The 25,731-nt window shown below is 70.5% G+C and carries 27 protein-coding genes and 1 tRNA gene; 14 read left to right on the top strand and 14 right to left on the bottom strand.

Annotated elements, in window-relative coordinates; translation table 11 throughout:
* Window positions 1–146 precede the first annotated feature (146 nt).
* Entirely contained in the window at window positions 147–1,091 is a 945-nt protein-coding gene (locus EER30_RS30720; protein WP_205650503.1) for an alpha/beta fold hydrolase, read from the bottom strand.
* 175 nt (window positions 1,092–1,266) lie between these two features.
* Here EER30_RS30720 and EER30_RS30715 point away from each other — a divergent pair, with 175 nt between their 5' ends.
* A complete protein-coding gene (locus EER30_RS30715; protein ID WP_205650502.1) occupies window positions 1,267–1,887 on the top strand; it encodes a carbonic anhydrase in 621 nt (206 codons plus the stop codon).
* A 120-nt stretch (window positions 1,888–2,007) separates the two neighbouring features.
* Here the strand turns inward: EER30_RS30715 and EER30_RS30710 are convergent, their stop codons facing one another.
* On the bottom strand, window positions 2,008–2,334 hold the full coding sequence (locus EER30_RS30710; protein WP_127504135.1) for a hypothetical protein: 327 nt from the start codon (window positions 2,332–2,334) through the stop codon (window positions 2,008–2,010).
* Window positions 2,335–2,569: 235 nt separating this feature from the next.
* Here EER30_RS30710 and EER30_RS30705 point away from each other — a divergent pair, with 235 nt between their 5' ends.
* Window positions 2,570–3,061 (top strand): DUF3145 domain-containing protein, encoded by a 492-nt coding sequence (locus EER30_RS30705; protein WP_127504134.1) that lies wholly within the window; start codon window positions 2,570–2,572, stop codon window positions 3,059–3,061.
* 84 nt (window positions 3,062–3,145) lie between these two features.
* Window positions 3,146–4,873, top strand: a complete 1,728-nt coding sequence (locus EER30_RS30700; protein ID WP_127504133.1) for a glycoside hydrolase family 3 protein — start codon at window positions 3,146–3,148, stop codon at window positions 4,871–4,873.
* A 51-nt stretch (window positions 4,874–4,924) separates the two neighbouring features.
* Here EER30_RS30700 and fabF read toward each other — a convergent pair whose 3' ends face one another.
* The 5 genes from fabF to EER30_RS30675 form a co-directional block, all read right to left on the bottom strand.
* A complete protein-coding gene (fabF, locus tag EER30_RS30695) occupies window positions 4,925–6,151 on the bottom strand; it encodes a beta-ketoacyl-ACP synthase II (protein WP_127504132.1) in 1,227 nt (408 codons plus the stop codon).
* Window position 6,152: 1 nt separating this feature from the next.
* A complete protein-coding gene (locus tag EER30_RS30690) occupies window positions 6,153–6,395 on the bottom strand; it encodes an acyl carrier protein (protein WP_127504131.1) in 243 nt (80 codons plus the stop codon).
* A gap of 50 nt (window positions 6,396–6,445) precedes the next feature.
* Complete coding sequence (locus tag EER30_RS30685) at window positions 6,446–7,396, bottom strand: beta-ketoacyl-ACP synthase III (protein WP_127504130.1); 951 nt, start codon at window positions 7,394–7,396, stop codon at window positions 6,446–6,448.
* Window positions 7,393–8,337, bottom strand: a complete 945-nt coding sequence (locus tag EER30_RS30680) for an ACP S-malonyltransferase (protein WP_127504129.1) — start codon at window positions 8,335–8,337, stop codon at window positions 7,393–7,395. The genes EER30_RS30685 and EER30_RS30680 overlap by 4 nt, the downstream gene beginning before the upstream one ends.
* 165 nt (window positions 8,338–8,502) lie before the next feature.
* The gene (locus EER30_RS30675; RefSeq protein ID WP_240670401.1) at window positions 8,503–9,699 is read right to left on the bottom strand and encodes a PucR family transcriptional regulator; all 1,197 of its coding nucleotides are present in this window, start codon (window positions 9,697–9,699) and stop codon (window positions 8,503–8,505) included.
* 206 nt (window positions 9,700–9,905) lie between these two features.
* Between EER30_RS30675 and EER30_RS30670 the strand changes: the two genes are divergently transcribed.
* The 4 genes from EER30_RS30670 to EER30_RS30655 all read left to right on the top strand — a co-directional run bounded on the left by EER30_RS30670 (window position 9,906) and on the right by EER30_RS30655 (window position 12,134).
* Complete coding sequence (locus tag EER30_RS30670) at window positions 9,906–10,157, top strand: hypothetical protein (protein ID WP_127504127.1); 252 nt, start codon at window positions 9,906–9,908, stop codon at window positions 10,155–10,157.
* Window positions 10,158–10,249: 92 nt separating this feature from the next.
* Window positions 10,250–10,810: a TetR/AcrR family transcriptional regulator gene (locus EER30_RS30665; RefSeq protein ID WP_127504126.1), complete on the top strand. Its 561-nt coding sequence runs from the start codon at window positions 10,250–10,252 to the stop codon at window positions 10,808–10,810.
* A 47-nt stretch (window positions 10,811–10,857) separates the two neighbouring features.
* The gene (locus EER30_RS30660) at window positions 10,858–11,337 is read left to right on the top strand and encodes a sigma factor-like helix-turn-helix DNA-binding protein (RefSeq protein ID WP_127504125.1); all 480 of its coding nucleotides are present in this window, start codon (window positions 10,858–10,860) and stop codon (window positions 11,335–11,337) included.
* Window positions 11,334–12,134, top strand: a complete 801-nt coding sequence (locus tag EER30_RS30655) for a hypothetical protein (protein ID WP_127504124.1) — start codon at window positions 11,334–11,336, stop codon at window positions 12,132–12,134. The genes EER30_RS30660 and EER30_RS30655 overlap by 4 nt, the downstream gene beginning before the upstream one ends.
* A gap of 17 nt (window positions 12,135–12,151) precedes the next feature.
* Here EER30_RS30655 and EER30_RS30650 read toward each other — a convergent pair whose 3' ends face one another.
* The 3 genes from EER30_RS30650 to EER30_RS30640 all read right to left on the bottom strand — a co-directional run bounded on the left by EER30_RS30650 (window position 12,152) and on the right by EER30_RS30640 (window position 15,794).
* Entirely contained in the window at window positions 12,152–12,796 is a 645-nt protein-coding gene (locus tag EER30_RS30650) for a hypothetical protein (protein ID WP_127504123.1), read from the bottom strand.
* Window positions 12,797–13,129: 333 nt separating this feature from the next.
* Complete coding sequence (gltX, locus tag EER30_RS30645) at window positions 13,130–14,539, bottom strand: glutamate--tRNA ligase (protein WP_127504122.1); 1,410 nt, start codon at window positions 14,537–14,539, stop codon at window positions 13,130–13,132.
* 13 nt (window positions 14,540–14,552) lie between these two features.
* The gene (locus EER30_RS30640; protein ID WP_127504121.1) at window positions 14,553–15,794 is read right to left on the bottom strand and encodes an MFS transporter; all 1,242 of its coding nucleotides are present in this window, start codon (window positions 15,792–15,794) and stop codon (window positions 14,553–14,555) included.
* 222 nt (window positions 15,795–16,016) lie between these two features.
* Here EER30_RS30640 and EER30_RS30635 point away from each other — a divergent pair, with 222 nt between their 5' ends.
* Together EER30_RS30635 and EER30_RS30630 are read left to right on the top strand one after the other, a co-directional pair.
* Window positions 16,017–16,550: a dihydrofolate reductase family protein gene (locus EER30_RS30635; protein ID WP_127504120.1), complete on the top strand. Its 534-nt coding sequence runs from the start codon at window positions 16,017–16,019 to the stop codon at window positions 16,548–16,550.
* A 26-nt stretch (window positions 16,551–16,576) separates the two neighbouring features.
* Window positions 16,577–16,909 carry an ArsR/SmtB family transcription factor gene (locus EER30_RS30630; RefSeq protein ID WP_127504119.1) on the top strand — a complete coding sequence of 111 codons (333 nt, stop codon included), beginning with the start codon at window positions 16,577–16,579 and terminating at the stop codon, window positions 16,907–16,909.
* Window positions 16,910–16,964: 55 nt separating this feature from the next.
* On the opposite strand, the gene aceE is transcribed toward EER30_RS30630, so the two are convergent.
* Together aceE and EER30_RS30620 are read right to left on the bottom strand one after the other, a co-directional pair.
* Entirely contained in the window at window positions 16,965–19,703 is a 2,739-nt protein-coding gene (gene aceE / locus EER30_RS30625; RefSeq protein WP_127504118.1) for a pyruvate dehydrogenase (acetyl-transferring), homodimeric type, read from the bottom strand.
* 158 nt (window positions 19,704–19,861) lie between these two features.
* Window positions 19,862–20,266 (bottom strand): YjbQ family protein, encoded by a 405-nt coding sequence (locus EER30_RS30620; RefSeq protein ID WP_127504117.1) that lies wholly within the window; start codon window positions 20,264–20,266, stop codon window positions 19,862–19,864.
* A gap of 84 nt (window positions 20,267–20,350) precedes the next feature.
* Here EER30_RS30620 and EER30_RS30615 point away from each other — a divergent pair, with 84 nt between their 5' ends.
* The 5 genes from EER30_RS30615 to EER30_RS30595 all read left to right on the top strand — a co-directional run bounded on the left by EER30_RS30615 (window position 20,351) and on the right by EER30_RS30595 (window position 24,285).
* A complete protein-coding gene (locus tag EER30_RS30615; RefSeq protein WP_240670400.1) occupies window positions 20,351–22,603 on the top strand; it encodes a thiamine pyrophosphate-dependent enzyme in 2,253 nt (750 codons plus the stop codon).
* A 98-nt stretch (window positions 22,604–22,701) separates the two neighbouring features.
* The gene (locus EER30_RS30610) at window positions 22,702–23,133 is read left to right on the top strand and encodes a DUF3052 domain-containing protein (protein ID WP_127504115.1); all 432 of its coding nucleotides are present in this window, start codon (window positions 22,702–22,704) and stop codon (window positions 23,131–23,133) included.
* 64 nt (window positions 23,134–23,197) lie between these two features.
* Window positions 23,198–23,662 carry a peroxiredoxin gene (locus EER30_RS30605; RefSeq protein WP_127504114.1) on the top strand — a complete coding sequence of 155 codons (465 nt, stop codon included), beginning with the start codon at window positions 23,198–23,200 and terminating at the stop codon, window positions 23,660–23,662.
* Window positions 23,663–23,694: 32 nt separating this feature from the next.
* Window positions 23,695–23,766: transfer RNA gene (locus EER30_RS30600), tRNA-Val, on the top strand.
* Between the two features lie 93 nt (window positions 23,767–23,859).
* Window positions 23,860–24,285 (top strand): hypothetical protein, encoded by a 426-nt coding sequence (locus EER30_RS30595; RefSeq protein ID WP_127504113.1) that lies wholly within the window; start codon window positions 23,860–23,862, stop codon window positions 24,283–24,285.
* A 465-nt stretch (window positions 24,286–24,750) separates the two neighbouring features.
* Here the strand turns inward: EER30_RS30595 and EER30_RS30590 are convergent, their stop codons facing one another.
* Both EER30_RS30590 and EER30_RS30585 read right to left on the bottom strand, forming a co-directional pair.
* Window positions 24,751–25,170: a hypothetical protein gene (locus tag EER30_RS30590; RefSeq protein WP_127504112.1), complete on the bottom strand. Its 420-nt coding sequence runs from the start codon at window positions 25,168–25,170 to the stop codon at window positions 24,751–24,753.
* Window positions 25,167–25,730 carry an RNA ligase 1 family protein gene (locus EER30_RS30585; protein WP_127504111.1) on the bottom strand — a complete coding sequence of 188 codons (564 nt, stop codon included), beginning with the start codon at window positions 25,728–25,730 and terminating at the stop codon, window positions 25,167–25,169. The genes EER30_RS30590 and EER30_RS30585 overlap by 4 nt, the downstream gene beginning before the upstream one ends.
* Window position 25,731 lies beyond the last annotated feature (1 nt).

Here is a 25,731-nt window from a genome sequence, read left to right as displayed (position 1 = left end):
AATCTCACTTTCCGGCCCCCGGTGCACGCGTTCGGGCAGCGTGCTCGCAAAAGGGAGCACTCGAACTTACTCCGCCGACGCCCCTCGCGTCTCACCCGGGCGGGACATCGGCGTGGCCACCGCCGTACGGTCCCCGCGCGGGGGCCTCAGGCGGCCTCGGAAAGCTCCGTGGCGGACGGTCCGGGCCGGTCCGGGCGGAGCCGGGCCGGGGCGGCCCGCTCGACGATCGCGGTGAGGGCGGCCGAGACCTCGCGCGGGCGCTCCAGCGGCAGCATGTGCCCGGCGCCGGCCAGGACGTTCAGCTCGGCGAAGGGCAGCGCGCCGGCGATCGACTCGGAGCAGGCCGGTGGGGTGAGCCGGTCGCGCCCGCCGACCAGCACAGCGGCCGGCAGGTCGCCGAGGGCGGTCAGTGTGTCGAGCCGCTGCTGGGCGCCGACCGAGGGGCGGAAGCCGCCGATCGAGCGCAGCGACACCCGGCCCAGCGAGCGCATGGCCAGTTCGAGGGCGTCGTCGTCGCACTCGTCGCCGAACAGCAGCCAGCGCACGGCCGGGCGCAGGGCCGGCAGCATCGCCCGGTGCGGGCACCACGGCCCCGAGCGGGCCAGCAGACCCGCGCCGAGGGTCTCCCCGGCCCGCAGCAGCGCCGCGAGCCGTGACGGCAGGCCGTAACGGGTGTGGGCGTGGCCCTCGGCGGTGGTCGAGACGAGGAACAGCCCGGACACGCGCTCGGCGAAGGCGTCGGGGCGGGTGGCGGCGTACTCCATGATCGTCATGCCGCCCATCGAGTGGCCGCCGAGCACGATCGGGCCGGTCGGGGCATAGCGGCGCAGCACCTCGGCGAGGTCGTCGCCGAGCTGGGCGAGGGTCGCCGAGCCGAGGCGGGTGGCGCCGGAGCGGCCGTGCCCGCGCGTGTCGTAGACGATCACCCGGGGCCGGCGGGGGCCGAGCAGGCGCAGCGCGGCGACCTGGTGCTGCCAGGTGCGGCGGTCCTGGCACCAGCCGTGCAGCAGGACCACGGTGACCGGCGCGTCCTTCGGTCCGTGGGCCTCGACGTTCAGTCGCACGCCGTCGGGGAGAACCAGCTCCGACATCGGCACCTCCGAGATCCGCGCAACCCCGGCTTACCCCTCGGTAACAAGGATCACTCACGCTCGGCCGAATTGCCACTTCCAATCCGGTACGGGAATAGGGCCGAAAGTCCCAGGCCGAAGGTGAGTTGGCTCGCAGTCGCTGTTCGGGCGGCCGATTTGGGCGAGAATCACTCGTATGACGACCGACCCGTCGGCGGGGCCCACCGTGCCGATCACCAATGCCGACGAAGCCCTGGCCGAGCTGGTCGCCGGCAACAAGCGGTTCGTGAGCGGCCGCCCCGAGCACGGCCACCAGGTCTCGGCCGCGGCCGCGGCGTCGGGCCGGCAGCAGCCGCACGCGGTTGTTCTGGGCTGCATCGACTCGCGAGTGCCGCTCGAGGCGATCTTCGACCAGACCTTCGGGTCGATCTGCGTGGTGCGCTCGGGCGCTCACGTGGTCGACCGGGCCGTGCTGGGCTCCGTGGGTTTCGCGGTGGCCGAGCTGGGCGTCCCGCTGATCATGGTGCTGGGCCACAAGCGCTGCGGCGCGGTCAGCGCGACCGTCGCCGCCCTGCGCGCCGGTGAGGTCCCGGCCGGTGACATCGGCTTCCTGGTCGACGAGATCGCCCCGGCCGTGCGGGCCGTCGGCGTCGAGGACACCGACGCCGCCGAGAAGGCGATGCGGGCCCACGTGGGCCGCACCGTGCGCCGCCTGAGCACCGTCGACGTGGTGGCCGACGCCGTGGCCAGCGGCCGGGTCAATCTCGTCGGTGCCGTCTATGACCTCGACACCGGCCTCGTCGACCTTCTGCCCTGATTCTTCCCATACGTCGCGATCATGCCCGGATAATCTCCGTGGCCTGATCGCCGGACCATGCAAAAAGGCGCCTGTCGGCCATCGGCCGGCAGGCGCCTTTCAGCGCTCGCGGGAAGGGACTCAGCCCTCGAAGACGCCCGCGTCGACCAGGCGCTTCTCGGTGCTGCCCCAGCCGTCCGACGGGCTCGCCTCGTCGAGAGCGGTCAGCTCGGCGCGGATCTTGGCGCCGTGGCCGGCCGCGGCGAGGATGCGGATCTCCTCGACGAACGCGTCGGAGTCGGTCTTGAGGTGCGCCGTCTTGCCGTTGGTCAGGTTGCGCACGTAGGCGAAGCGGCCGTTGGCGAGCGGGATGAGGTACTTGTACTCACCGAGCACGCTCAGGGCGCCACCGGTGCTCTGGCCGGCGCGGACTGATGCGCGGGCGGTCTTTGAGGTGTTGCTCGCCACGGCGGCACTCCTTGAAGAAAGCAGAAAAAAAGGCCTCGGCAACTCTACATGATGCTCCGGGGACCGTGCCGTCCGAGCAGGTTGAGGCGTTGTTCCGGGTGTGCCACTACGGCCGATCCGATGTCGATGTTGCCGATTCTCTGGCGCACCATCCGTACCAACCGGCATCATGGGACACGATCAACCGTGGTCGAGGTCGTAGGGGAAGACGCACCTCGGTCTCCGGGAGGTCACCGTGCCAACGTGTGGCGTCGTATACGTCCACTCGACTCCACTCGCCGTGTGCCAGCACGTCGAGTGGGCGATCGCGCGCGTACTGACCGCGCCGGTCACCCTGCATTGGACGTCGCAGCCGGTCGATCCCGGCGTGCGGCGTGCCGAGTGCAGTTGGACCGGACGGGCCGGTACCGGCGCCGAGCTGGCTGCTGCCCTCCGGCAGTGGCCCATGATCCGTTTCGAGGTGACCGAGGAACCGAGTCCGGGTGTCGACGGCGAGCGTTTCATGCACGTCCCCGGGCGCGGCCTCTTTCACGGGATCATGGGCGCGTCGGGCGACATCCAGATCGGCGAGGACAGGCTGCGCGCGATCATGGCCTCCGCGCGAGCGCCGGAGGCTCTTTCGCATGCCCTCGACAAGGCGCTCGGCACGGCCTGGGACGCCGAACTGGAGCCATACCGGTACGCCGGCGACGGCGCCCCGGTCACGCTGCTGACCCGGGTGGGCTGACCAGGTCACGTCCATGATCCACGTTGGGGCGGCGGGGGAGCGGTCCCCACGCCGGTCGGTGGCTCGCACCCGTCGTCTGATTCGATGGCGGGCGTGAAGAGGACTGCGTACGTCGCTCTGGTCGTGCCCCTGCTGCTCGCCGCGGGGGCGTGCGGCGCCGAGGACGAGCCCGGGCCCGGTACGGCCACTTCCGCCCCGCCGCCGCCGGCGACCGTGCCCTCGGCGGTGAGCGCGAGCCCGACGGGTGATCCGGCGGCGCGCGCGGCCGCCGCCGTCGCCGCGATGAGCGACACCGACCTGGCCGGTCAGGTGCTCATGCCGTACGCCTACGGCAGTTCCGCGACGATCGTCGACAAGGGCTCGGCCGCCGGCAACCAGGGCCTCGCCGGGGTGAACACGCCGGCCGAGATGATCACCAAATACCGCCTCGGCGGCCTGATCCTGGTCGGCTTCACCGCGAAGGACCCGACCGGCGCCACCAACCCGACCACCAACGTCGAGAACCCGAAGCAGGTGCGCGCGCTCACCGACGGCCTGCAGGAGGCCGCGCTCAAGCTGCCCGGCGGCGCCCCGCTGATGATCGGCACCGACCAGGAGTACGGGGTGGTCACGCGGGTCACCGAGGGCGTGACCATGCTGCCCTCGGCGATGGGCGCGGGCGCCGCGGGGCAGCCGAAGCTGACCGAGGGGGCGTGGCGCGCGGCCGGGGAGGAACTGGCCGCGATGGGTTTCACCGTCGACTTCGCCCCGGTCGCCGACACGCTCGGTCCGCCGGCCAACAAGGTCATCGGGTCGCGGTCGTTCGGCTCCGACCCCAAGGCGAACTCCGCTCAGGTCGCCGCGGCGGTGCGCGGGCTGCAGAGCGCCGGGGTGGCGGCCGGCCTCAAGCACTTCCCGGGCCACGGCCACACCAGCGGCGACAGTCACGAGGGATTGCCCGTCGTGGCGCAGAGCCAGGCCGCCTGGACCACGCAGGACCTGCCGCCGTTCCGGTCCGGGGTGGACGCCGGGGCGGGCATGGTGATGTCCGGCCACCTCGACCTGCAGGCCCTGGACAAGGGCGTGCCGGCCACGTTCTCCAAGAAGATCATGACGGATGTGCTGCGGGGCCGGCTCAAGTTCACCGGCGTCGCGGTGACCGACGCGATGAACATGCCGCCCGCGATGAAGTGGCCGGCCGGGGAGGCCGCCGTACGGGCCCTCAACGCGGGCAACGACATGCTGCTCATGCCGCCGAGCATCGGCGCCGCCCGCGACGGCATCGTGGCCGGGCTCAAGAGCGGCTCGCTCAAGAAGGAGCGGCTGGTCGAAGCGGTCACCCGCATCCTCACGCTGAAGTTCCGCACCGCCGCCAAGCCGCGGCCCGACCTGTCGGTGGTCGCCTCCCCGAAGCACGAGCAGGCGGTCGCGGCCCTCGACGCCGCCTCGATCACCGTCCTGCGTGGGCCGTGCGCGGGCGCGCTGCTCGGCGGGCCCGTCACGGTCTCCGCGTCGGGCGGCCGTGAGGTGGCCCGGGTCAACCTGGTGCGGGCGTTGCAGGCCCAGGGCTTCCCGGTGCAGGCGGCCGGCGGCGCCAAGATCCACCTCGTCGGGTACGGGGACAAGCCCGTCGATCTCGATCCCGCGGCGCGCGTGACCGTCATGATGGACACCCCGCACCTGCTCGCCTCGGCCAAGTCGCCGGTGCTCGTGGCCACGTACTCGTCGAGCAAGCTGTCGCTCGCGGCCCTGGCCGCCGTGCTGGCCGGCAAGGCCAAGGCCCCGGGCCGGTCGCCGGTGGCCGTGACCGGCCTGCCCCGCACCGCCTGCTGACCACGCGAAGAAGGGCCCGGCCGTGGTGGCCGGGCCCTTCCTCGTTCGAACTCAGACGCGGGTGAAGACCAGCGCCACGTTGTGACCGCCGAACCCGAACGAGTTGTTCATGGCCGCGTTGATCTCGAGCGGGCGGGCCTTGTGCGCCGCCACGTCGAGGTCGAGCCGGTCGTCGGGGTCGTCGAGGTTGATCGTGGGGGGAACCACGTTGTCGCGGATCGCCAGGATCGTGGCGATCGACTCGAGCGCCCCCGCCGCGCCCAGCAGGTGACCGGACATCGACTTGGTCGAGGTGATCACCGGGTGGGTGCCGATCGCGGCCTTGATGCCGATGATCTCACCCATGTCGCCGGCCGGGGTCGAGGTGGCGTGCGCGTTGACGTGGGCGATGTCGGCGCCGGTCAGGCCGGCGTCGCGGATCGCCTTGGTCATCGCGCGGATGCCGCCCTTGCACTCCGGGTCGGGCTGGACGATGTCGAAACCGTCCGAGGTGATGCCGGCGCCGGCCAGCCGCGCGTAGATCCGCGCGCCGCGGGCCTTCGCGTGGTCGGCCCGCTCCAGCACGATCGCGCCGGAGCCCTCGCCGAAGACGAACCCGTCGCGGCCCTTGTCCCAGGGGCGGGAGGCCTTCTCGGGCTCGTCGTTGCGCGTCGACATGGCCCGCATGTTGGCGAACCCGGCGAACGGCAGCGGGTGGATGACCGCCTCGGTGCCGCCGGCCACGACCACGTCGGCCCGGCCGGAGCGGATGATGTCGAGGCCCAGCGACATGGCCTCGGCGCCGGTGGCGCACGCGCTGGCCATGGCGTGCACGCCGGCCCGCGCCTGCAGGTCGATGCCGACCCAGGCGGCCGGGCCGTTGGGCATGAGCATCGGCACCGTGTGCGGGCTGACCTTGCGCTGCCCGGACTCCTCCAGGATGTCGTCCTGGTTGAGCAGGGTGGTCGCACCCCCTATGCCGCTGCCGAAGCTGACGGCCAGGCGTTCCTTGTCGAGCCCCGCGTCCTCCAGGCCCGAGTCGGCCCAGGCCTGCTTGGCGGCGATCAGGGCGATCGCCTCGGAGCGGTCGAGGCGGCGCATGCGGACCCGGTCGATGACCTCGGACGGGTCCACCTTGAGCTGCGCCGCGATCTTGACAGTGAGCCGCTCGGCCCACTCCGTGGTGAGTCGGCTCACCCCGGAGCGGCCCGCGAGCAAAGCGTCCCAGGTGGACGCGACGTCCCCGCCCAACGGGGTGGTCGCGCCGAGCCCGGTGACGACGACGTCGACGTTGCTCATGTCAGTGGTTCGCCTCGATGTAGGAGACGGCGTCGCCGACGGTCTTGAGGTTCTGGACCTCGTTGTCCGGGATCTTGACGCCGAACTTCTCCTCGGCCGCCACGACGACCTCGACCATGGACAGCGAGTCGACGTCCAGGTCGTCGGTGAAGGACTTGCCCTCGGCGACGTCGTCCGGGTTCACTCCGGCGACCTCCTCGAGAATGTCGGCGAGGCCGGAGGTGATCTCATCGCGAGTAGCCATTGCTGGTGTTTCCTCTCAGTGATTTAGAAATGCTCTGCCAGGAAGAACGCTTACGGGCAGCGAACGACCTGGCCGGCGTAGGTGAGGCCGCCGCCGAAGCCGAAGAGCAGGACCGGGGCACCCGAGGGCACCTCGCGGCGCTCGATCAGCTTGGACAGGGCCAGCGGCACACTGGCCGCCGAGGTGTTGCCGGAGTGGACGATGTCCTTGGCGACGATCACGTCGGGGCCCAGGCCCAGGCGCTTCACGATGCCGTCGATGATGCGGGTGTTGGCCTGGTGCGGCACGAAGGCGGCCAGCTCGGACGGCTTGATGCCGGCCTTCTCGCAGGCCTCGAGCGCGAACGGGGCGAGCGCGGTGGTCGCCCAGCGGAACACCGCCTGGCCGTCCTGCACGATGTAGGGCTGCCAGCCCTCGATGCGCAGCGCCTCGCCCTTCTCGGGCGCCGAGCCCCACAGCACCGGGCCGATGCCGGCCTCCTCGCCGTCGGGCACGCCAGTCACGATCGCGGCACCCGCGCCGTCGCCGAAGAGCACGGCGGTCGTACGGTCGGTCCAGTCGGTGAGGTCGGAGAGCTTCTCGGCCCCGATCACCAGGGCGTTGCGGGTCGCGCCGGCCCGGATCGCGTGGTCGGCGGTGCCGAGCGCGTAGGAGAAGCCGGAGCACGCCGTGTTCAGGTCGAACGCCGCCGGGGCGTTGATGCCGAGGCGGGCCGCGACCCGGGTCGCCACGTTGGGGCAGCGGTCGATCGAGGAGCAGGTCGCGACCGTGACCATGTCGATGTCGGCGGCCGTCAGGCCCGAGGAGGCCAGCGCCTTCTCGGCCGCGAAGACGGCCATGTCGGCGACCGACTCACCGTCGGCGACGCGCCGCTCGGCGATCCCGACCCGGCTCTTGATCCATTCGTCGTTCGTTTCGATCGTCGCGGCGAGGTCGTCGTTGGTGACGACACGCGAGGGCTGGTAGTGCCCCATCGCGAGGATGCGGGAACCCGCGGTCATCGTGTTGCTCCTTCGATCGGGTGCCCGCCGTGCCGGGCGATCAGGTCACGCGCCGCGGGCAGGTCGTCGGGCGTGTTCAGGGTGACGATCTCGGGGGCCCCTTCGCCCTTGAGCTCGCGCTTGACCAGGCCCGCCAGGGTGCCGGCCGGCGGCAGTTCGAGCACGCCGGTGACGCCGAGACCAGCCAGCGTACGCATCACGAGGTCCCACCGGACGGGCGCGGTGACCTGCCGGACCAGGCGGCCGACCATCTCGGCGCCGTCGGTGACCGCGGTGCCGTCGAGGTTGGACAGCAGGGTGCGCGCCGGGTCGGCCACGCTGACCCCGCCGGCGACGGTGCCCAGAGCTGCCTCAGCCGGCGCCATGAACGGCGTGTGGAACGCCCCGGCCACCTGGAGCGTGATGATGCGGGCCTTGACCGGCGGCTCGGCGGCCAGCTTGGCCAGCCCGTCGAGCGAGCCGGCCGCGACGACCTGGCCCGCGGCGTTGCGGTTGGCCGGGTGCAGGCCGTGCTTCTCGATCGCGGCGAGCACCTCGGTGGGGTCGCCGCCGAGGACGGCGCTCATGCCGGTGGGCTCGAGCGCGCAGGCGGCGGCCATCTCGCGGCCCCGCAGACCGGCCAGCGCGATCGCGGCCTCGGCGGGCAGCACCCCGGCGATGGCCGAGGCGCCCAGCTCGCCGACGCTGTGACCGGCGACGACGTCGATGCGGTCGATCGGCAGCTCACCGGCGGCCAGCAGGGACGCGGCGACCAGCAGCGGCTGGGTGCGGGCGGTGTCCTTGATCTCGTCGGCGTCGGCCTGGGTGCCGAGGTGCACGAGGTCGACGCCGGCCAGCGCCGACCACCAGCGCAGCTTGGTGTCGGCTCCGGGGAGGTCGAGCCAGGGGGTCAGGAAGCCGGGCTTCTGGGAGCCCTGGCCGGGGGAGAGTACGGCGAGCACGGTGTCGACTCTTCCGGATCGGTCGCGGTTGCGGGGTTGATGGCGGCCACCAAACCCTACGACAGCAGTTGTGGAAACCCTACAAACAGCCCTGCTATTCGTCCGCTTAGGTCATGTTTTAGGGGGCCTTGAAAACCTGAACGCGCCCTCATCCGGCACCGTGACTTATGTCGCAGGGTCGAGCCGGCCGACCGTCAGCGCGATCCGCAGCGCGAACGCGTCGCGCCCGTCCAGAGGGGACAGGCCGGTCACCTCGGTCACCCGCTTGAGCCGGTAGCGGATCGTGTTCGGGTGCACGTAGAGCTCGCGGGCCGCGCTCTCGAGCACCCCGCCGGCGGCGAAGAAGGCGTCCAGCGTCTCCAGCAGGCCGCTGCCCGCCCGGGCCAGCGAACCGTAGACGTCGTGCCGCAGCGTGCGCCGCGCCTCCATGTCGCCGGCCAGAGCCCGCTCGGGCAGCAGGTCGTCGGCCGCCACCGGGTTGGGCGCCCCGGGCCAGGCGGGGGCCGCGCGGAAGCCGGCCAGGGCGGCGCGGGCCGACTCGGTGGCCTGGTCGAGCGACGGCACGGCCGGGCCGACCACGATCGGGCCCTCGCCGAAACTGTCCGCGAGCGCGCCCGCCGTGGCCATCGGGTCGTTGGCGCCGCCCATGACCACCACCAGGCGGTCGCCGTGCACGCCGCCGATCACCTCGATGCGGGCGCGACGGGCGGCCCGGTAGACGGCGTGCAGCACGGCGGTGATGTCACCCCCGGGCGAGCGCCCGACGACCACCGCCACCGGCGGCGCGTCGGCCCAGCCGAGTGCGGCGGCCCGGCTGGCCAGCACGTCGGAGGAGTCGCCGCGCAGCAGCGCGTCGACCAGCAGGGCCTGCAGGCGGGCGTCCCACGCGCCGCGCGACTCGGCGGCGCGGGCATAGACCCGGGCGGCCGAGAACGCGATCTCGCGCGAGAACTTCAGGATGGCCTGGAGCAGCGGCTCCTCCTCGCCCGGCGCGGCCAGGGCGGCGACCTCGGTCTCGGCGACGTCGATGGTCACCTTGATGAGCTGCACGGTCTGGGTCAGCGTGATCGACCGGGCCAGGGCCCGCGGCGCCGCGGCGAAGACCTCGTCGGAGATCTCCTGGGTGGTGGCGGCCACCACACCGCCCGAGCGCAGCCACTCGACCAGTGACCGCACGCCCGCCTGGGCCACGAGCATGACCCAGGACCGCTGGTCGGCCGGGAGCGCCCGGAACCAGGGCAGCGTCTCGTCCATGCGGGCGACCGCCGAGGTCGCGAGCGCGCCGGCGTGCCGCTCGATCCGGCGCAGCGTGGCGGCGGGAGCGGGCTTGGCGGTCGGCCTGGCCCGTGCGGTCTCTGACACGTTCATAGCGTGCCACGCGCGAGACCAGGGTGAGTTTTGTGAAGAAATGCACTTTAAGTCCGGTGTAGCGGTGCGCCCCTGCCGTGATTTCGGTCGGTGACCTGGCAGGGTGTCGTCCTAGCGTCGGCAGACTTGCTGTCGCCCGGGGTAAAGAACCGGGCGGTGGTTGCCGATGAAAGACCGCGACAGCTTTGAGGGGAGGCGAGATGACGGAACGGGAGAACGATTCCGCGGAGAAGGCGGAGACGCCCGCGGGAGGTTCGGCGGCCCTTCCCTCGGTCGCCGTGCCGGCCACCGAGGAGCTTGCGGCTCCACCGATCGTCCAGGACGAGACGGGCCCGAGCCGGGTCGGCTGCCGCACCGAGCTGCACGGCTGGGCCGGAGCCCACCTGCACGGCGCGGTTCGCCCGCGCCGCCGCGCGGCGGGCCGCGGCCGCCCGCCCGGCCGCTGGTGCTGAGGCTTGTCCCGGCTCACTCGACTGGGTGAGCCGGACGGCTCCCGCCGGGCGCGTCCCGGTGGTCGTGGTCCCGAGCCGGGAACGGTGAACCGGTGGACGACAAGAGACGGCTGATCCTCGACCAGGCGCTGGCGCTCGTCGACGAACGCGGGCTCGGCGCGATGTCGATGCGGGCCGTGGCCGAGCGGGTCGGACTCACGTCGATGGCGCTCTACCCGTACGTCGGTGGCAAGGACGCTCTTCTCGACGGCCTGGTCGACCTGCTCAACCTGGAGCTGGGGGCCGAGGTCGGCGGGGAGCGGGGTGTCGAGCCGGAGTGGCCGCACCGCCTGCGGGCCCTCGGCCGGGCCGTGCGCGGGCTCGCCACCCGCCACCCGGGCGCCTTCCCGCTGCTGCTCAACCGGTCGGCGGCCGGCGCCGCGGCCTCGTGGCTCACCGCCGCTCTGCGCGCGATCCTGCACGACGCCGGCGTTCCCGGCGAGCACGTCCCGCGACTGTCCCGCATGATCCTGGCTTTCCTGCTCGGTTACGCGACCGGCGAGGTCACCGGCGGTCTCCCGGCCCCGGCGACCACCGAGGACGGTCACGCCGAGTTCGAGGCCGACCTGGCCGATCTCGTACGCCTCGTGGAGGTCGCCGTTCGGGTCGCGTGATCGCCGTTCGGCATCGGACGGGGTGGCTCGGCACCTATAAAGGGCCTATGTCCGGTGAGAACGACACGGCCCTGCGCGAGTTCGTGACCACCCGCCTGCCCCAGCTTCGCCGTTCGGCGTTCCTCATGTGCGGCGACTGGCGGATGGCCACCGAGCTGACCCGCGCGACGCTGGCCCGGCTCGTGGCCGACAGGCGGCGCGACGCGGTCGCGGACCCGGACGTCTACGTCTACGCCGACCTGATGGAGGCGTGCCGGCGCCGCAACCGCCGCCGCGAGCACGTCTTCGTGGCCTCGCCCGGTGCGGCCGGCGTCGAGGCCGAGTCGATCCTGCTGCTGGACGTGCTGCACAAGCTCACCCCGCGCTGCCGGGCCGTGCTGGTGCTGCGCTACTGGGACGGGTTCGAGGTGGACGCCACCGGCGCGATGCTCGACCTGGACGACGACCGGGTGATCGCCTACGAGCGCGCCGGGCTCACGGCCCTGGAGAAGATGCTCGGCGAGTCCGAGGAAGCGCTGGCCGGATGAGCACGCCGCTGAACCGGCTGCTCGAGCACGTGCTCGAGGGCGAGCCGCCGCTGGGCGACGAGGTGGACGCGGTCTTCCGTCGGGCCGACCGGCTGCGCCGCCGCCGCGGTCATCTGGTGCTGGCCGCGGGCGTGGCGACCGCGGGGCTGATCGTCAGCCTCGGCTACGTGCTGACCACCACGCTGCTGCCCTCGCCCCCGGCCGGTCCGGTCGCCACCGCGGCCCCGGGCGCGGAGGTCGTCGCCGTCACGCCGCCGCCTACGCCCAGCATGCGGCCGCTGCCCACACCGTCGCGCGCCGACAGTGTGCTCGCTGTGATCGAGCCTCTGGTCGAAGGGCGCGGGCTGACGGTCGTACCCGGCTCGGCGGAACGGGGCGACGGCTGGCGGCGGTACGGGATCGCCGGCTCGGACGGGCGGGCACGCGGCTCGATCGAGGTCGGTATTTTCGACGTACGCAAGAAGTGGTGTTTCCCCGTGGCGGCCGACCCGGACGCGTGCGCCCGCGCCGACAGCACGGAGGGTGTGGAGTCCGTCCGCTACGACGACGTGAGCGACCCGGACCGGCAGGTGCGCCAGACCATCGCCCGCCGCCTGGACGACAACCGCGTGGTGGCCGTCATGGCCTCGGGGACGGCACGGCGGAAGCCGGCGCTGACCGGTGCCCAAGTCGAGCAGGTCGCGACCGACGAGCGGATCTTCGACGCCTTCCGCAAGCCCGAGAATTGCAACGACGGGTGCCCCGAATTCGGGACACCCGTCTCTGACCGCCTCACCCGCAGCCCTGAAACGGACTGAAGGCCAAGCTTTCCCTGCTACACCCTCCGGCGGATGAGGAACGCGATTCCGGCCAGGCCGAGCAGGATCGTGACCAGGACCGCGCCGTTGAGCAGGAACAGGTGACGCATCTCGCCGAGGACCTGGTCGACGCCGGCCGCCGGCTTGGCGTTCACGTCGATGTCCTGGCCGACGCCGCCACCGATGCCGCCGGCGACGACGTCCGGCTTGGTCTCGAGCGGGACGCCGCTGACCCGCAGCGCCTCGGGCATCGACAGCCGGCCGTAGAACCAGCCGTCGGTGACCTTCTTGTTGCCCAGCGACTTGGCCGGGCGGTGTGCCCGTGGGCCGCCGGCCGCCATCGGGAACAGCTCGTAGGTCTGCAGGGTCGACTTGTTCGCCAGAACGACGACGATGTATTTCGGGCCGAGCTTGGCGGCCGTCAGCGGGACGGTCTGCGACCGGGCCCCCGCCATCCAGCTGACCTCGCTCAGCAGGCTCGCGAACAGGCGCGAGTTGTCGGCCTGCGCGATGACGAGCTTGTTGTCGATGTTCTTGCCCGCGATGTGGATGATGTTCGGCTTCGCGGGCGGCTTCGGCGCCGCCTCCTCAGCCTGCGCGGCGGCGGGCGCGAGCCCGATCGCCATTGCCGCGGTAACCGCGAGCACTCCGGCCGTCGACACCAACCGTGTGATCGCCCCTCGAACCATCGTCCGGCCTCCCCGCCCCGTGGTGGACATGGCTTCGCGCACCCTTGACCGCCCCCGCGACAGTCCGCCGTGGAACGACCGAGGCCTTCAGCCTTCCCGAGCGGACGCCCGGGCGCATCTCAGGCCGGACGAATTGTTGCCATCTGGGGGATGACTTACACACGACAGCGGCCGATGATCAGCGGGCGAATAGTACCCAGCCGTCGCAAGCGCGTGGGGGCCCGGTCACCCGCTCAGCGGATTACACCACCGTTACGGCGGTGGGCCTATGGCCAACCGGACCCCGGACGCGATAAAGGCGACCTGTCAGGCGCCGAGAAGGGCCCGCGCGGCGCGCAGACGGGCGAGCGTGCGCTCCCGGCCGAGCACCTCGATCGATTCGAAGAGGGGCAGACCGACCGACCGGCCGGTGACGGCGACCCGGACCGGGGCCTGGGTCTTGCCGAGCTTGAGGTCGCGGGCCGCGCCGACCGCCTCGAGCGCGCCCTTGAGCGGCTCGGCGGCCCATTCCTCGAGCGCCTCGAAGGCGGTCGCGGTGGCGTCGAGGATGTCGGCCGCCCCCTCCTTCATCGCCTTGGCCCAGGACGCCTCGTCGAAGGCGGGCTCGTCGAGGAAGAAGAAGTCGACGTATTCCACGATCTCGGCCAGCACCGCGATGCGGGTCTGGGCCAGCGGCGCCACGGCCGTGAACACGTCGACGTCGAACGCCTCGGGACGCCACGGCGGGGCCACGATCGTGTCGGTGCCGCTCAGCCACGGCGTGCAGAGCTGGATGAACTCCTCGACCGAGAGGGCGCGGATGTAGTCGCCGTTGAACGCCCGCAGCTTCTTGACGTCGAAGAAGGCGGAGGCGTGGTTGACGTCCTCGAGGCGGTACTCGTCCTCGATGACCTGCCAGGGGACGATCTCGCGGTCGCCGCTGGGCGCCCAGCCGAGCAGCATCAGGTAGTTCTTCATGGCGGCGGCCAGGTAGCCCTCGTCGCGGTAGCTCTCGAGAGCCACCTTGTCGCGGCGCTTGGAGAGTTTCTGCCGCTTCTCGTTCACGATGACCGGCACGTGCGCCCAGGTCGGCGGGGTGTGGCCCAGCGCTTCCCACAGCAGCTGCTGCTTGGGCGTGTTGGGCAGGTGCTCCTCGGCCCGGATGACCAGGTTGATCTGCATGGTCATGTCGTCGACGACGTTGGCCAGCAGGAAGACCGGCGAGCCGTCGGTGCGCGCGATGACGAAGTCTTCGATCAGCTTGTTCTCGAAGGTGGGCTTGCCCCGCACCAGGTCGACCACCACGGTCTCGCCGTCGTCGGGCGTGCGGAAGCGCAGCGCGCCCTCGCCCGGCTTGAGCCCACGGTCGCGGCAGAAGCCGTCGTAGCCGGTGTGCTGGTTGCCGGTGCGGGCGATGACGTCCTCACGCTTGCAGTCGCAGTAGTAGGCCTTGCCCTCGCCGTAGAGGCGGGTGGCCGCGGCGATCTGGTCCTGCGCGTAGGAGGACTGGAAGTACGGCCCCTCGTACGACCCGCGTTCGATGCCGATCCAGTCGAGCGCCGAGAGGATGCCCTCGGTCCACTCGGGACGGTTGCGGGCGGCGTCGGTGTCCTCGATGCGGAGCACGAAGACGCCGTCGTGCTGCTTGGCGTAGATCCAGTTCTGCAGCGCCGTGCGGGCGCCGCCGACGTGGAACATGCCGGTCGGTGAGGGGGCGAAGCGTACGCGAACAGTCACACGACCAGACTACCTAGCGCACTGAACGGATTTTCACCACCGCCACGGCACCGAGCAGGGTGACCACGCCGGTGAGGCCGAACAGGGCCGGATAACCGCCCAGGTGGGTCACGATCGGGGCGGCCAGCAGCGGGCCGAGCGCCTGTGGGGCCGCGCTCGCGATGTTCACGACGCCCAGGTCGCGGGCGCGGTCGGACTCCGAGGGCAGCACCTGGGTGATCAACGCGGTGTCGACGGCCAGGTAGACCCCGTAGCCGGCGCCGAACAGGCCCGCCGCCACGAGCGAGATCGCCCAGGTGGGCCAGATGGCCAGCAGGGTCGCGGCGATCGTGATCAGCACGCCCGACCAGATCACGAAGATCTTTCGGCGGCCGAGCCGGTCGGAGAGCCAGCCGCCGATCATCGCCGTGCTGATCATGCCTACGGTGTAGAGCAGGATCATGTAGAGCAGGCCGGTGTCCGGGTCGTCCAGCTTGACCGCGTCGGTGAGGAAGTAGAGCAGGTAGAGCGTGCCGAGCGCGTTGCCGAGCTGCACCAGGAACCGGGTGCCCCAGGCCCAGAGATAGTCGGGGTGGCCGCGCAGGTCGATCTTCCAGCGGACTTTGATCTTGTGCCCGGACGGCAGTGGGTCGTCCTGGGTGAGCAGGGCGAACGGGATGGTCAGGATGACCAGGCCCAGACCCAGCGCCAGGTAGCCCGGGGCGATGTCGGTGAAGACAGCGGTGACCAGGATGGCCCCGATCACCAGGCCGAGCGCCTGCGGCATGCCGATCCAGCCGGAGACCAGGCCGCGCTGCGCCACCGGGACGCGGTCGGGGACGGCCGCGGTCAGCGAGGCGAGCATGATGTTGATGCCGACGGTGACGAAACACCAGGCCAGCGTCACCGTGAGCAGGTTGGGGGCGTCGGCCAGCACGGCGATCGAGAGCACCGAGATGGTGCAGCCGGCGAGCGTCCAGACGTGCCGTCGGCCGTAGGGGCGGCCGAAGAGCTTGAGCCGGGTGCGGTCGGAGAGCGCCCCGGCCAGCGGGTTGACGATGATGGCGACGATCGCGCCGATGCCGGTGACCACGCCCAGCCAGAGCTCTTTGTGCTGCGGGGTGATCTCGGCGACCTGTTCGGGCAGCAGCACCTGGATCGGCGTGAAGTAGGCCATCCAGAGGCCGAGGTTCGCCGCGAAGAGCAGGCCGATCCAGGACCGGCGGACCGGCTCGACGGGGATGGCGAGGACCGGTACTCCGTGAGCGACGGCCATGCGGCCTCCCTCGAAAGGTGAAATTTCCTCGGAGATTAGAGGATCACTGACCCCTCGGGAAGGCCCCTCTCCGGGAGCTTACGAAAACTGGTGTCGGGCGGTCCAGGGCCTCGACGTCCTTCGATCGAGACCGTTGGGTTACTTGACAGGTGCACGGGGTATCCGTAATTTACCAATCAGCTAATTAACCAGTTGGTAAAACACGCAGACAGGGGACTTCCGATGGGCAAGATCGTGGCGGTGGAGTACGTGACCCTCGACGGCGTCTTCGAGAACCCGGCCTTCAGCCAGCCCTACTTCAACGACGAACTGAGCGGCTGGCAGGACGCGAATCTTCGAGAGGCCGACGCACTGCTGCTGGGGCGGAAGACGTACGAGGGCTTCGCGGCGGTCTGGCCGGGCATGGAGGAGGCGACCGGCCACTTCGGCGTGAAGATGAACTCGATGCCCAAGCACGTCGCGACCACCACGCTCACCCAGCCGGAGTGGAACGCGACCTTCCTCCAGGGCGACGTGGCCGACGCGGTGCGCGAGCTCAAGGCCGGCCCGCAGAGCCTGCTCATCAACGGCAGCGCCGACCTGGTCAACTATCTGACCCGGCACAACCTGATCGACGAGTACCGCGTCATGGTCTACCCCGTCGTGCAGGGCGAGGGCCGCAAGCTGTGGGACGAGGGCACGAAGATCGCGCTCACGCTCACCGGGACCTGGCAGACCAAGACCGGGGTGGACGTCGTCACGTACGTCCCGGCCTGAGCTACGGGGGTGCCAGAATGAGCGCCGTGGCCACGGATCCGCTGAGTGTCGTGTTCGCGGCGCTCGCTGATCCGACACGCCGCGCCATCCTGGCCCGGCTGGCCGAGGGCCCGGCGACGGTCAACGAGATCGCCGAGCCCTTCGAGATGACGCTCCCCGCGATCTCCAAGCACCTCAAGGTGCTCGAGCGGGCCGGGCTCATCTCGCGAGGGCGGCAGGCGCAGTGGCGGCCCTGCACGCTCGAGGCCGAGCCGCTGCGGGCCGCCAGTGAGTGGATGGGTCAATACCGCGTGTTCTGGGAGCACCGGTTCGACCGCCTCGACGCCCACCTGCGAACGCTGCTCGAGCCCCCGGCATAAAAAGAAGCCGGACCCACCCCGTACGGGGGGATCCGGCTCTTTTGTGCCTCTCGGGCTAGCTGTCGCCGCCCGTTTCGCCGACCGGCGCCGCGTTCACGTCGTCGATGGCGTACTTCTTGGCCGCCTCGGCCGGCACGTGGGCCGGAACCTTGCCGCGCAGCGCGAGCTGACGCAGCGTGGCCACCACGATCGACTCGGCGTCGACGTGGAAGTGACGCCGCAGCGCGTGCCGGGTGTCGCTCATGCCGAAGCCGTCGGTGCCCAGCGACGTGTAGTCGTTCGGCACCCAGCGCGAGATCAGGTCGGGCACCGCCCGCATGAAGTCGCTGACCGCCACGACCGGGCCCTCGGTGCCGTCCAGCTTGGTCTGGATGTACGGCTTGCGGGGCTGGTCGCCCGGGTTGAGCAGGTTGTGCTCCTCGGTCTCGACCGCGTCGCGGCGCAGCTCGGTCCACGACGTGACCGACCAGACGTCGGCGCCGACCCCCCAGTCCTGGGCGAGCAGCGTCTGCGCCTTGAGCGCCCAGGCCATGCCGGTGCCGGAGGCCAGCAGCTGCGCCTTCGGGCCGGTGGTCTCAGGCGCCGGCGAGTACCGGTAGATGCCCTTGAGCAGGCCCTCCCGGTCGATGTTGGCCGGCTCTGCGGGCTGGATGGCCGGCTCGTTGTAGACGGTGAGGTAGTAGAAGATGTTCTCCTGCTTCTCGCCGTACATGCGGTGCAGGCCGTCCTCGACGATGTGCGCGATCTCGAACGCGAACGCCGGGTCGTACGACACGACGGCCGGGTTCGTCGCCGCGATCAGCAGCGAGTGCCCGTCCTCGTGCTGCAGGCCCTCACCGTTGAGCGTGGTGCGCCCCGCGGTGGCCCCGAGCAGGAAGCCGCGGGTCATCTGGTCGGCCGCCGCCCACAGCTCGTCGGCCGTGCGCTGGAACCCGAACATCGAGTAGAAGATGTAGAGCGGGATCATCGGCTCGTCGTGCGTGGCGTACGACGTGCCGGCGGCGATGAAGCTCGCGGTCGACCCGGCCTCGTTGATCCCCTCGTGCAGGATCTGGCCGTTGGTCGCCTCCTTGTACGACAGGAAGAGATCGCGGTCGACCGACGTGTAGGTCTGGCCGAACGGCGAGTAGATCTTCTTGGTCGGGAAGAGCGAGTCCATGCCGAAGGTGCGGGCCTCGTCGGGGATGATCGGCACCCATCGGGCACCGAAGTCCTTGTCCTTCATGAGGTCCTTGAGCAGCCGGACGAACGCCATCGTGGTGGCGATCTTCTGCTTCCCGCTGCCCTTTTTGACGTACCCGAACTCCTTGGAGTCGGGGATCTGCAGCACCTTGGCCTTCGTGCGCCGCGACGGGATGCCGCCGCCCAGCTCACGCCGCCGCTCGAGCATGTACTGCATCTCGTCGGACTTCTCACCGGGGTGGAAGTACGGCGGGAGGTACGGGTTCTCCTCGAGCTGCTTGTCGCTGATGTCGAGGTAGAGCGTGTCGCGGAAGCCCTTGAGGTCGTCCAGCGTCAGCTTCTTCATCTGGTGGGTCGCGTTGCGCGCCTCGAAGTGCGAGCCCAGCGTCCAGCCCTTGATGGTGTGCGCGAGGATCACGGTCGGCTGGCCGGTGTGCTCGGTGGCCGCCTTGTACGCCGCGTAGAGCTTGCGGTAGTCGTGGCCGCCGCGCTTGAGGTTCCAGACCTCGTCGTCCGACATGCCCTCGACCAGCTTGCGGGTGCGCGGGTCCCGGCCGAAGAAGTTCTCGCGGACGTACGCCCCGGACTCGCCCTTGTAGGTCTGGAAGTCACCGTCGGGGGTGACGTTCATCAGGTTGACCAGGGCGCCGTCGGTGTCCTTGGCCAGCAGGTCGTCCCACTCGCGGCCCCAGACGACCTTGATCACGTTCCAGCCGGCACCGCGGAAGAACGACTCGAGCTCCTGGATGACCTTGCCGTTGCCGCGCACCGGGCCGTCGAGCCGCTGCAGGTTGCAGTTGATGACGAAGGTGAGGTTGTCGAGCTCCTCGCGGGCGGCCAGGCCGATCGCGCCGAGCGACTCGACCTCGTCCATCTCGCCGTCGCCCAGGAACGCCCAGACGCGCTGCTGGCTGGTGTCCTTGATGCCGCGGTTCTGCAGGTAGCGGTTGTAGCGCGCCTGGTAGATCGCGTTCAGCGGGCCGAGGCCCATGCTGACCGTCGGGAATTCCCAGAAGTTGGGCATCAGGCGCGGGTGCGGGTAGGACGGCAGACCGCCACCCGGGTGCGAGAGCTCCTGGCGGAAGCCGTCGAGGTCGTTCTCGCTGAGCCGGCCCTCGAGGAACGCCCGCGCGTACATGCCCGGGGAGGCGTGGCCCTGGTAGAAGATGTGGTCGCCGCCGCCGGGGTGGTCCTTGCCCCGGAAGAAGTGGTTCATGCCGACCTCGTAGAGGCTGGCGCTCGACGCGTACGTCGAGATGTGGCCACCCACGCCGATCTCGGGACGCTGGGCGCGGTGCACCAGCATGGCCGCGTTCCACCGGATGTAGGCCCGGATGCGGCGTTCGACGAACTCGTCCCCGGGGAACCAGGGTTCCTGCTCCGGCGGAATCGTGTTGATGAAATCCGTGGAGGTCAGGGGCGGGACGCCGACCTGTCGCTCCCGGGCCCGCTCGAGCAGGCGCAACATAACGTAACGGGCTCTCTTGGCGCCTCGTTCGTCGATGACTCCGTCGAGCGACTCGACCCACTCATTGGTTTCTTCGGGGTCGATGTCCGGAAGCTGGCTCGGCAGGCCGTCACTGATCACCGGGCGCTTGCGCTCCGTGGCCACAGGCATTCCTCTTGGTCGGGTGTCGGGACCGCCCGGCCCATTGTGTGAGTCGTGCGGGTGTTACTCCATCCTGCCCCTTTGTCGTGGGCATCGTCACGCCTACCGTGCGCACGGCGATGCTTGACACATTGGTTACCGCTGAGTAACGAGATAGTGACTCAGCCGGGCAGGAAGCTGAACCTTACTTGGCGCTCCGGGTTGTCGCCGTTGGTGTCCACCAGGCAGATGGACTGCCAGGTGCCCAGCGCCATGCGGCCGCCGATCACCGGGAGCGACGCATAGGGCGGAATCCAGGCCGGGAGTACGTGGTCACGGCCGTGACCGGCCGAGCCGTGCCGGTGCCGCCAGCGGTCCTCGGCGGGCAGGAGTTCATCGATCGCGGCGAGCAGGTCGTCGTCCGACCCGGCGCCGGTCTCGATGATCGCCAGGCCGGCCGTCGCGTGCGGCACGAAGACGTGCAGCAGCCCGTCCCCTTCGGACTCGACGAACCGCTCGGCCTCACGGGTGATGTCCCGCACCACGGGACGCGACCCGGTCCGAACCGTGATCACCTCGGTACGCATGAAAAGAGTCTGCCAGGCCCCTTCCTGCGCCTTTGCAGGTCCCACCGCCTCCGCCGCTTTTCCGGCATGGCGGGGGTGGCCCGCGTGGGCAATGCTGGTCTGGTGACCACCCCGCAGAACCTCGATGAGCGCTTCCGCGATGCGGTGTCGGCACTGGGCTCCCCAGACGACCGTCGCGCCGCGGGGGACGCCGTCCGCGAGGGCACCACGCTCACCGGCGCCCGTGCCCTCGAGCTGTTCGACGCCCAGCTCGCCAGCCGTCACCTCGACCTCGCCGCGCGCTGGCTGCGCAGCTTCAACGAGGGCTTCTACACCATCGGATCGTCCGGCCACGAGGGCAACGCGGCCGTCGCCGCCGCGCTGCTGCCCACCGACCCCGCCCTGCTGCACTACCGGTCGGCGGCGTTCTTCTGCGCCCGCGCCAAGAGCCTGCCCGACGCCGCCCGCGACGTGCTGCGCGGCGTGGTCGCCTCGGCCCGCGAACCGATCGCCGGCGGCCGCCACAAGGTCTTCGGCAGCGCCGACCTCAACATCATCCCGACCACCTCCACCGTGGCGTCCCACCTGCCCCGGGCCGTCGGCCTGGCCCGCACCCTGGCCCAGCCGCGCCTCGACAGCCGCTGGGTGCCCGACGCGATCGCCGTCGCGTCCTTCGGGGACGCCTCGGCCAACCACGCCACGGCCACCGCCGCACTCAACTCGGCCGGCTGGTTCGAACACTCCGGCGTACCGCTGCCGTTGCTCCTGATCTGTGAGGACAACGGGCTGGGCATCAGCGTGCCCACGCCCGAGGGGTGGCTCGCGGCCATGCTCGGCTCGCGGCCCGGCCTGCGCTACTCGGCCGCCGACGGCTGCGACCTCGCCGCCACCTACGACGCGGCCATCGAGGCCGTCGGCTACGTGCGCCGGGAACGCCGGCCGGCCGTGCTCCACCTGTCGACGGTGCGCCTGATGGGGCACGCGGGCGCCGACGCCGAGGTCGCCTACCGCGGCACCGACGAGATCAACGCCGACCTGGCCCGCGACCCCCTGATCAGCACCGCCCGCCTGCTCGTCGAGGCCGGACTGCTGAGCGCCGACGAGGTGATCACCCGCTACGACGAGGTCGGCTGGCAGGTGCGCAAGGTCGCCGAAGAAGTGCTCGGCGAGCCCAAGCTGGCCAACGTCGCCGAGATCGTCGCGCCGCTGGCCCCGCGCCGCCCACTGCGCGCCTCCCACGAGATCACCGACGTGGCCTCCCGCGCGCTCGGCCCCGGCGCGGCAGCCCGGTCCCGCGCGTTCGGCGGCAAGCTGCCCGAGCAGTCCGGGCCGCTCACCCTGGCCCAGACCATCAACGCGACGCTGACCGACGCACTGGCCTACCACCCCGGCGTGCTGGTCTTCGGCGAGGACGTGGGGCGCAAAGGCGGCGTCTACGGCGTCACCAAGCACCTGCAGGAGCGCTTCGGCGACGAACGGGTCTTCGACACCCTGCTCGACGAGACGACGATCCTCGGGCTCGCCCTGGGCGCCGGGCTCGACGGCCGGCTGCCCATCCCCGAGATCCAATACCTGGCCTACCTGCACAACGCCGAAGACCAGCTCCGCGGCGAGGCGGCCACGATGTCGTTCTTCTCGTCCGGGGCCTACCGCAACCCCATGGTCGTACGGGTCGCCGGGCTCGCCTACCAGCAAAGCTTCGGCGGTCACTTCCACAACGACAACTCGATCGCCGTGCTGCGCGACATCCCCGGCCTGGTGCTGGCCGTGCCCAGCCGGCCCGCCGACGCGGCCCCCATGCTGCGCTCCTGCCTGGCCTCGGCGGCCGCCGACGGCACCGTCTGCGTCTTCCTCGAGCCGATCGCGCTCTACCACACCCGCGACCTCTACCGGCAGGGCGACAACGAATGGCTCGCCCCCTACGCCGGCCCCGGCGCGTGGACCACCGAACACGTGCCGATCGGCCGCGCCCGCACCTACCCGATCGGCAACGCCACCGATCTGACCATCATCACGTACGGCAACGGGCTGCGCATGTCGCTGCGCGTGGCGGCCCAGCTCGCCGAACAGGGGTACGGATCCCGCGTGGTGGACCTGCGCTGGCTGAACCCCCTGCCCGTGAACGACCTCGTACGTGAGGCGGGCGCCACAGGCCGGGTCCTGATCGTCGACGAGACCCGCCGCTCGGGCGGCGTCGGCGAAGGCGTGCTCGCGGCCCTGGTAGACGGCGGTTTCGTGGGCGCGGCCAGGCGAATCGCCTCGGCCGATGCGCTGATTCCGCTGGGTCCGGCAGCACAGCATGTGCTCGTAGGGGAGGATGCCATCACACAGGGTGCCCACGCCCTGCTGGCGCGGTAAATTGCCACACACCCGGTGCGCCACTTGCGCTGGGGCCCGCAAGTGTGTGGACTACCCCCAGGTTTACCTTGATTTTGACGGCTAGGAGGACTTAGACAGTGAGCGCGACCGCTGGTCAGGCCGACGGCGTACGCAGCCTGGCGGACCGGTTCGGCTTCGAGCCGAACATGGTGGTCATGGAGATGGGCTACGACGACGATGTCGACGAAGACCTCCGTGACGCCCTGACCGAACGCGTCGGCGAGTTGGTCGACGAAGACACCGATGAAGTCGTCGACGCGGTGCTTTTGTGGTACCGCGACGGTGACGGTGATCTCTTCGAGATCCTCACCGACGCCCTGGGCCCTCTCGCCGACAACGGCGTGGTGTGGCTGCTGACCCCCAAGGCCGGCCGCGACAACCACGTGGAGCCGAGCGAGATCAGCGAAAATGCCCCCACAGCCGGCCTTCAGCAGACCTCCACGGTCAACGCGGGCAAGGACTGGACCGGGGCCCGGCTGGTATCCCCCAGGGGTAGCAAGAAGAAATAGCTCGCTGCCATCCGTCGCCTGGTCGGCGTCCCCCGCGGACGCCGACCTGGTTAGGGTTGTGCCCATGCCGCTCCCGATCGGCGCGCAAGCGCCCGGCTTCGCCCTCAAAGACCAGAACAACCAAGTCGTACGGCTGACCGACTTCCACGGTCGCAAAGCCGTGCTGCTGGTCTTCTACCCCCTCACGTTCACCGGCACGTGCCAGGGCGAAATGAGCGGCATCCAAGACGGGCTAGCCGACTTCCAGAACTCGCACGTCCAGGTCCTGGCCGTCAGCGTCGACTCCGTCTACAGCCACAAAGTCTGGGCCAACCAGCAGAAATTCGACTTCCCGCTCCTGGCCGACTTCTGGCCCCACGGCGAAATCGCCCAAGCCTACGAAGTCTTCAACGCCGGCGGCGGCACAGCCAACCGAGGCACCTTCCTCATCGACCGCGGCGGCACCATCCGCTTCGCCGAAGAAGCCGGCCCCGGCGTCACCCGCGACCAAAACGCCTGGCGGGCCGCCCTCACCGACCTGGCCGCCTGACGCCGGGTACGATGACCACTCCGGTGAATGCCGGGCGCGTAGCTCAGTGGGAGAGCACTCGCCTTACAAGCGAGGGGTCGTAGGTTCGAAACCTACCGCGCCCACGGGCTTGGGCACCCCCTGTCCGCGGAGTGCGCGGACCGGGGCGCCCGTCATGCCTGCTCCGGGGGCCGAGCCCCCGGAAACCCCACGTTGCGGTGACTCGCGCTCCCCACGTCCCGGCCTTCAACCCGTCGACGCTGCGCGTCTCGGAGCCGCTGTGCGGGTCCAACCCGTCGGCGCTTTGCGTCTCGGAGCCGCTGTGCGGGTCCAACCCGTCGGTGCTGTGCGTCTCGGTGCTGGTGTGCGGGTCCTACCCGTCGGTGCTGTGCGTCTCGGTGCTGGTGTGCGGGTCCTACCCGTCGGTGCTGTGCGTCTCGGTGCTGGTGTGCGGGTCCTACCCGTCGGTGCTGTGCGTCTCGGTGCTGCTGCGCGGGCCCGTCTCCGCTGCGCGGATTCACGTCGGTGATGCGCGGGCCTTGGTCCGGTCGTTGTTGCGCGGACCGGCGTCGCCGCTGCGCGGTTTGGAGTTGGCAGGCCTTGCGAGGGTGTCTTTAGTTGGGTGGAGCGGGTCGGGCAATTAGTTGTGGCCGGTTGCGGTGTCGGGGTGGTTGCTGAGGCTTTCCAAGTGGGCCGCCGTTATGCGGCGCGGTGCTGGCTGTGGCGCTGGCACATGGTCGAGTCGGGCGCCAAGTCCCAGCTTCAGGCAGGCGGGACTCTTTCAGCCATGATCAATCCGAGATTCTGGAACTAGGCCTCTGGAATGCGATTGAGGCCCCTGCATCAAGGATCGGCGGAACGATCTGGCTGGGGAAACGCCTGGTTCCTGGATTTAGCCGCGGCGGTGAGCCAACCGGCCGCCGTGATCGGTCGCCGTGATCGGTCGAACTGCTGTGGGAGCACGATGACAGGGTGGCCTGGAGAGGAGCATGAGCAATCGTCGCTGCGAACTGGATGATCCACGCTGCGGTGTTTTGCGTTGTTCGCTCATGCTTGCCGGTTGTTGACGGGGCTTTGTGGGGCTCGGTCGGTCTTGTGGGGCTGTGGGGCTAAGTGGGGGTTGGCTGGTGAGGGGTGGGGGATTTTACCGTTTGGTGGCGTTGTAGGGCGAAGTCCAGGAGTAGGGCTGCGTATAGGGCGGCCAGCGTGTAGGAGGTTGCCTGTTCGGGTGGGGACAGGTGGGCGCTGAACTGGACGTTTGCCAGGGGGTAGAGGGTCAGCAGGGCCAGGATCGCGGTGTTGATCGTGTCTGAGCGGGACCAGGCGGTGGGGGGTTTGTGCAGGCCGCGTAGGGACTGTTCGCGTAGGTGCTGGAACAGCAGGAACAGGGCTCCGGCGCCGCAGAGGAACCAGAACCAGCCCAGCGGGCGGCTGTCGGTCAGGTCGGTGGCGCCGTTGGTCATTAACGTGGCGGCCAGGTAGCCCCAGATTGCCGTCCGGAACCACTGTGGGCGTGCGGAGAAGGTCACCCCACCAGTGTCGGGTCCAGCGCGAAGTCGCGGTGCTTCAGTTTCGCGCGGCGGCCGTCGGGGTGGTGCCAGACGATTCCCTCGTAGCGGGGGTGGGCCAGCAGCCAGTCGCGCAGGCCGGCGAAGTCGAGGGGGACGTCGAACCGTTCGGCTTCGGCGTGGGCGACCAGCGCGTGGCCCCGTACGGCCTCGGGGTTGCCGTTGATTTTGACGCCGATCAGTTCGTAGGTGCCGGGGACGAAAGTGCGACGGTCGGCGGCCAGGGCTTCGTCGTGGTAGCCGGCGTAAGCCGAGTTGGCGATCGGCTCCCAACCCACCGTTTTGCCGGTGACCTCGTCGGTCATCACCGCGCGGTAGCCGGGCGGGCGGGTGCGGCTCGGGCGGACCTCGCGCCGGGCCCACCACACGCCCTCGTCGTCGAACAGGACGCAGGTGCCGTCGTACTTGCGGGTCGCGACTCCCTCGCCGTCGAGGACCCACCGGCAGTCGGGGTGCACCTCGGAGAGGATGCGTTTCCGGTCGGCGGGGTCCCGCAGGAACAGCGTGGGGATCTTCTTCATG

The sequence above is a fragment of the Actinoplanes solisilvae genome (genome assembly GCF_003999975.1).
Classification (GTDB): domain Bacteria; phylum Actinomycetota; class Actinomycetes; order Mycobacteriales; family Micromonosporaceae; genus Actinoplanes; species Actinoplanes solisilvae.
This window is presented reverse-complemented; position numbering and strand designations above follow the sequence as displayed.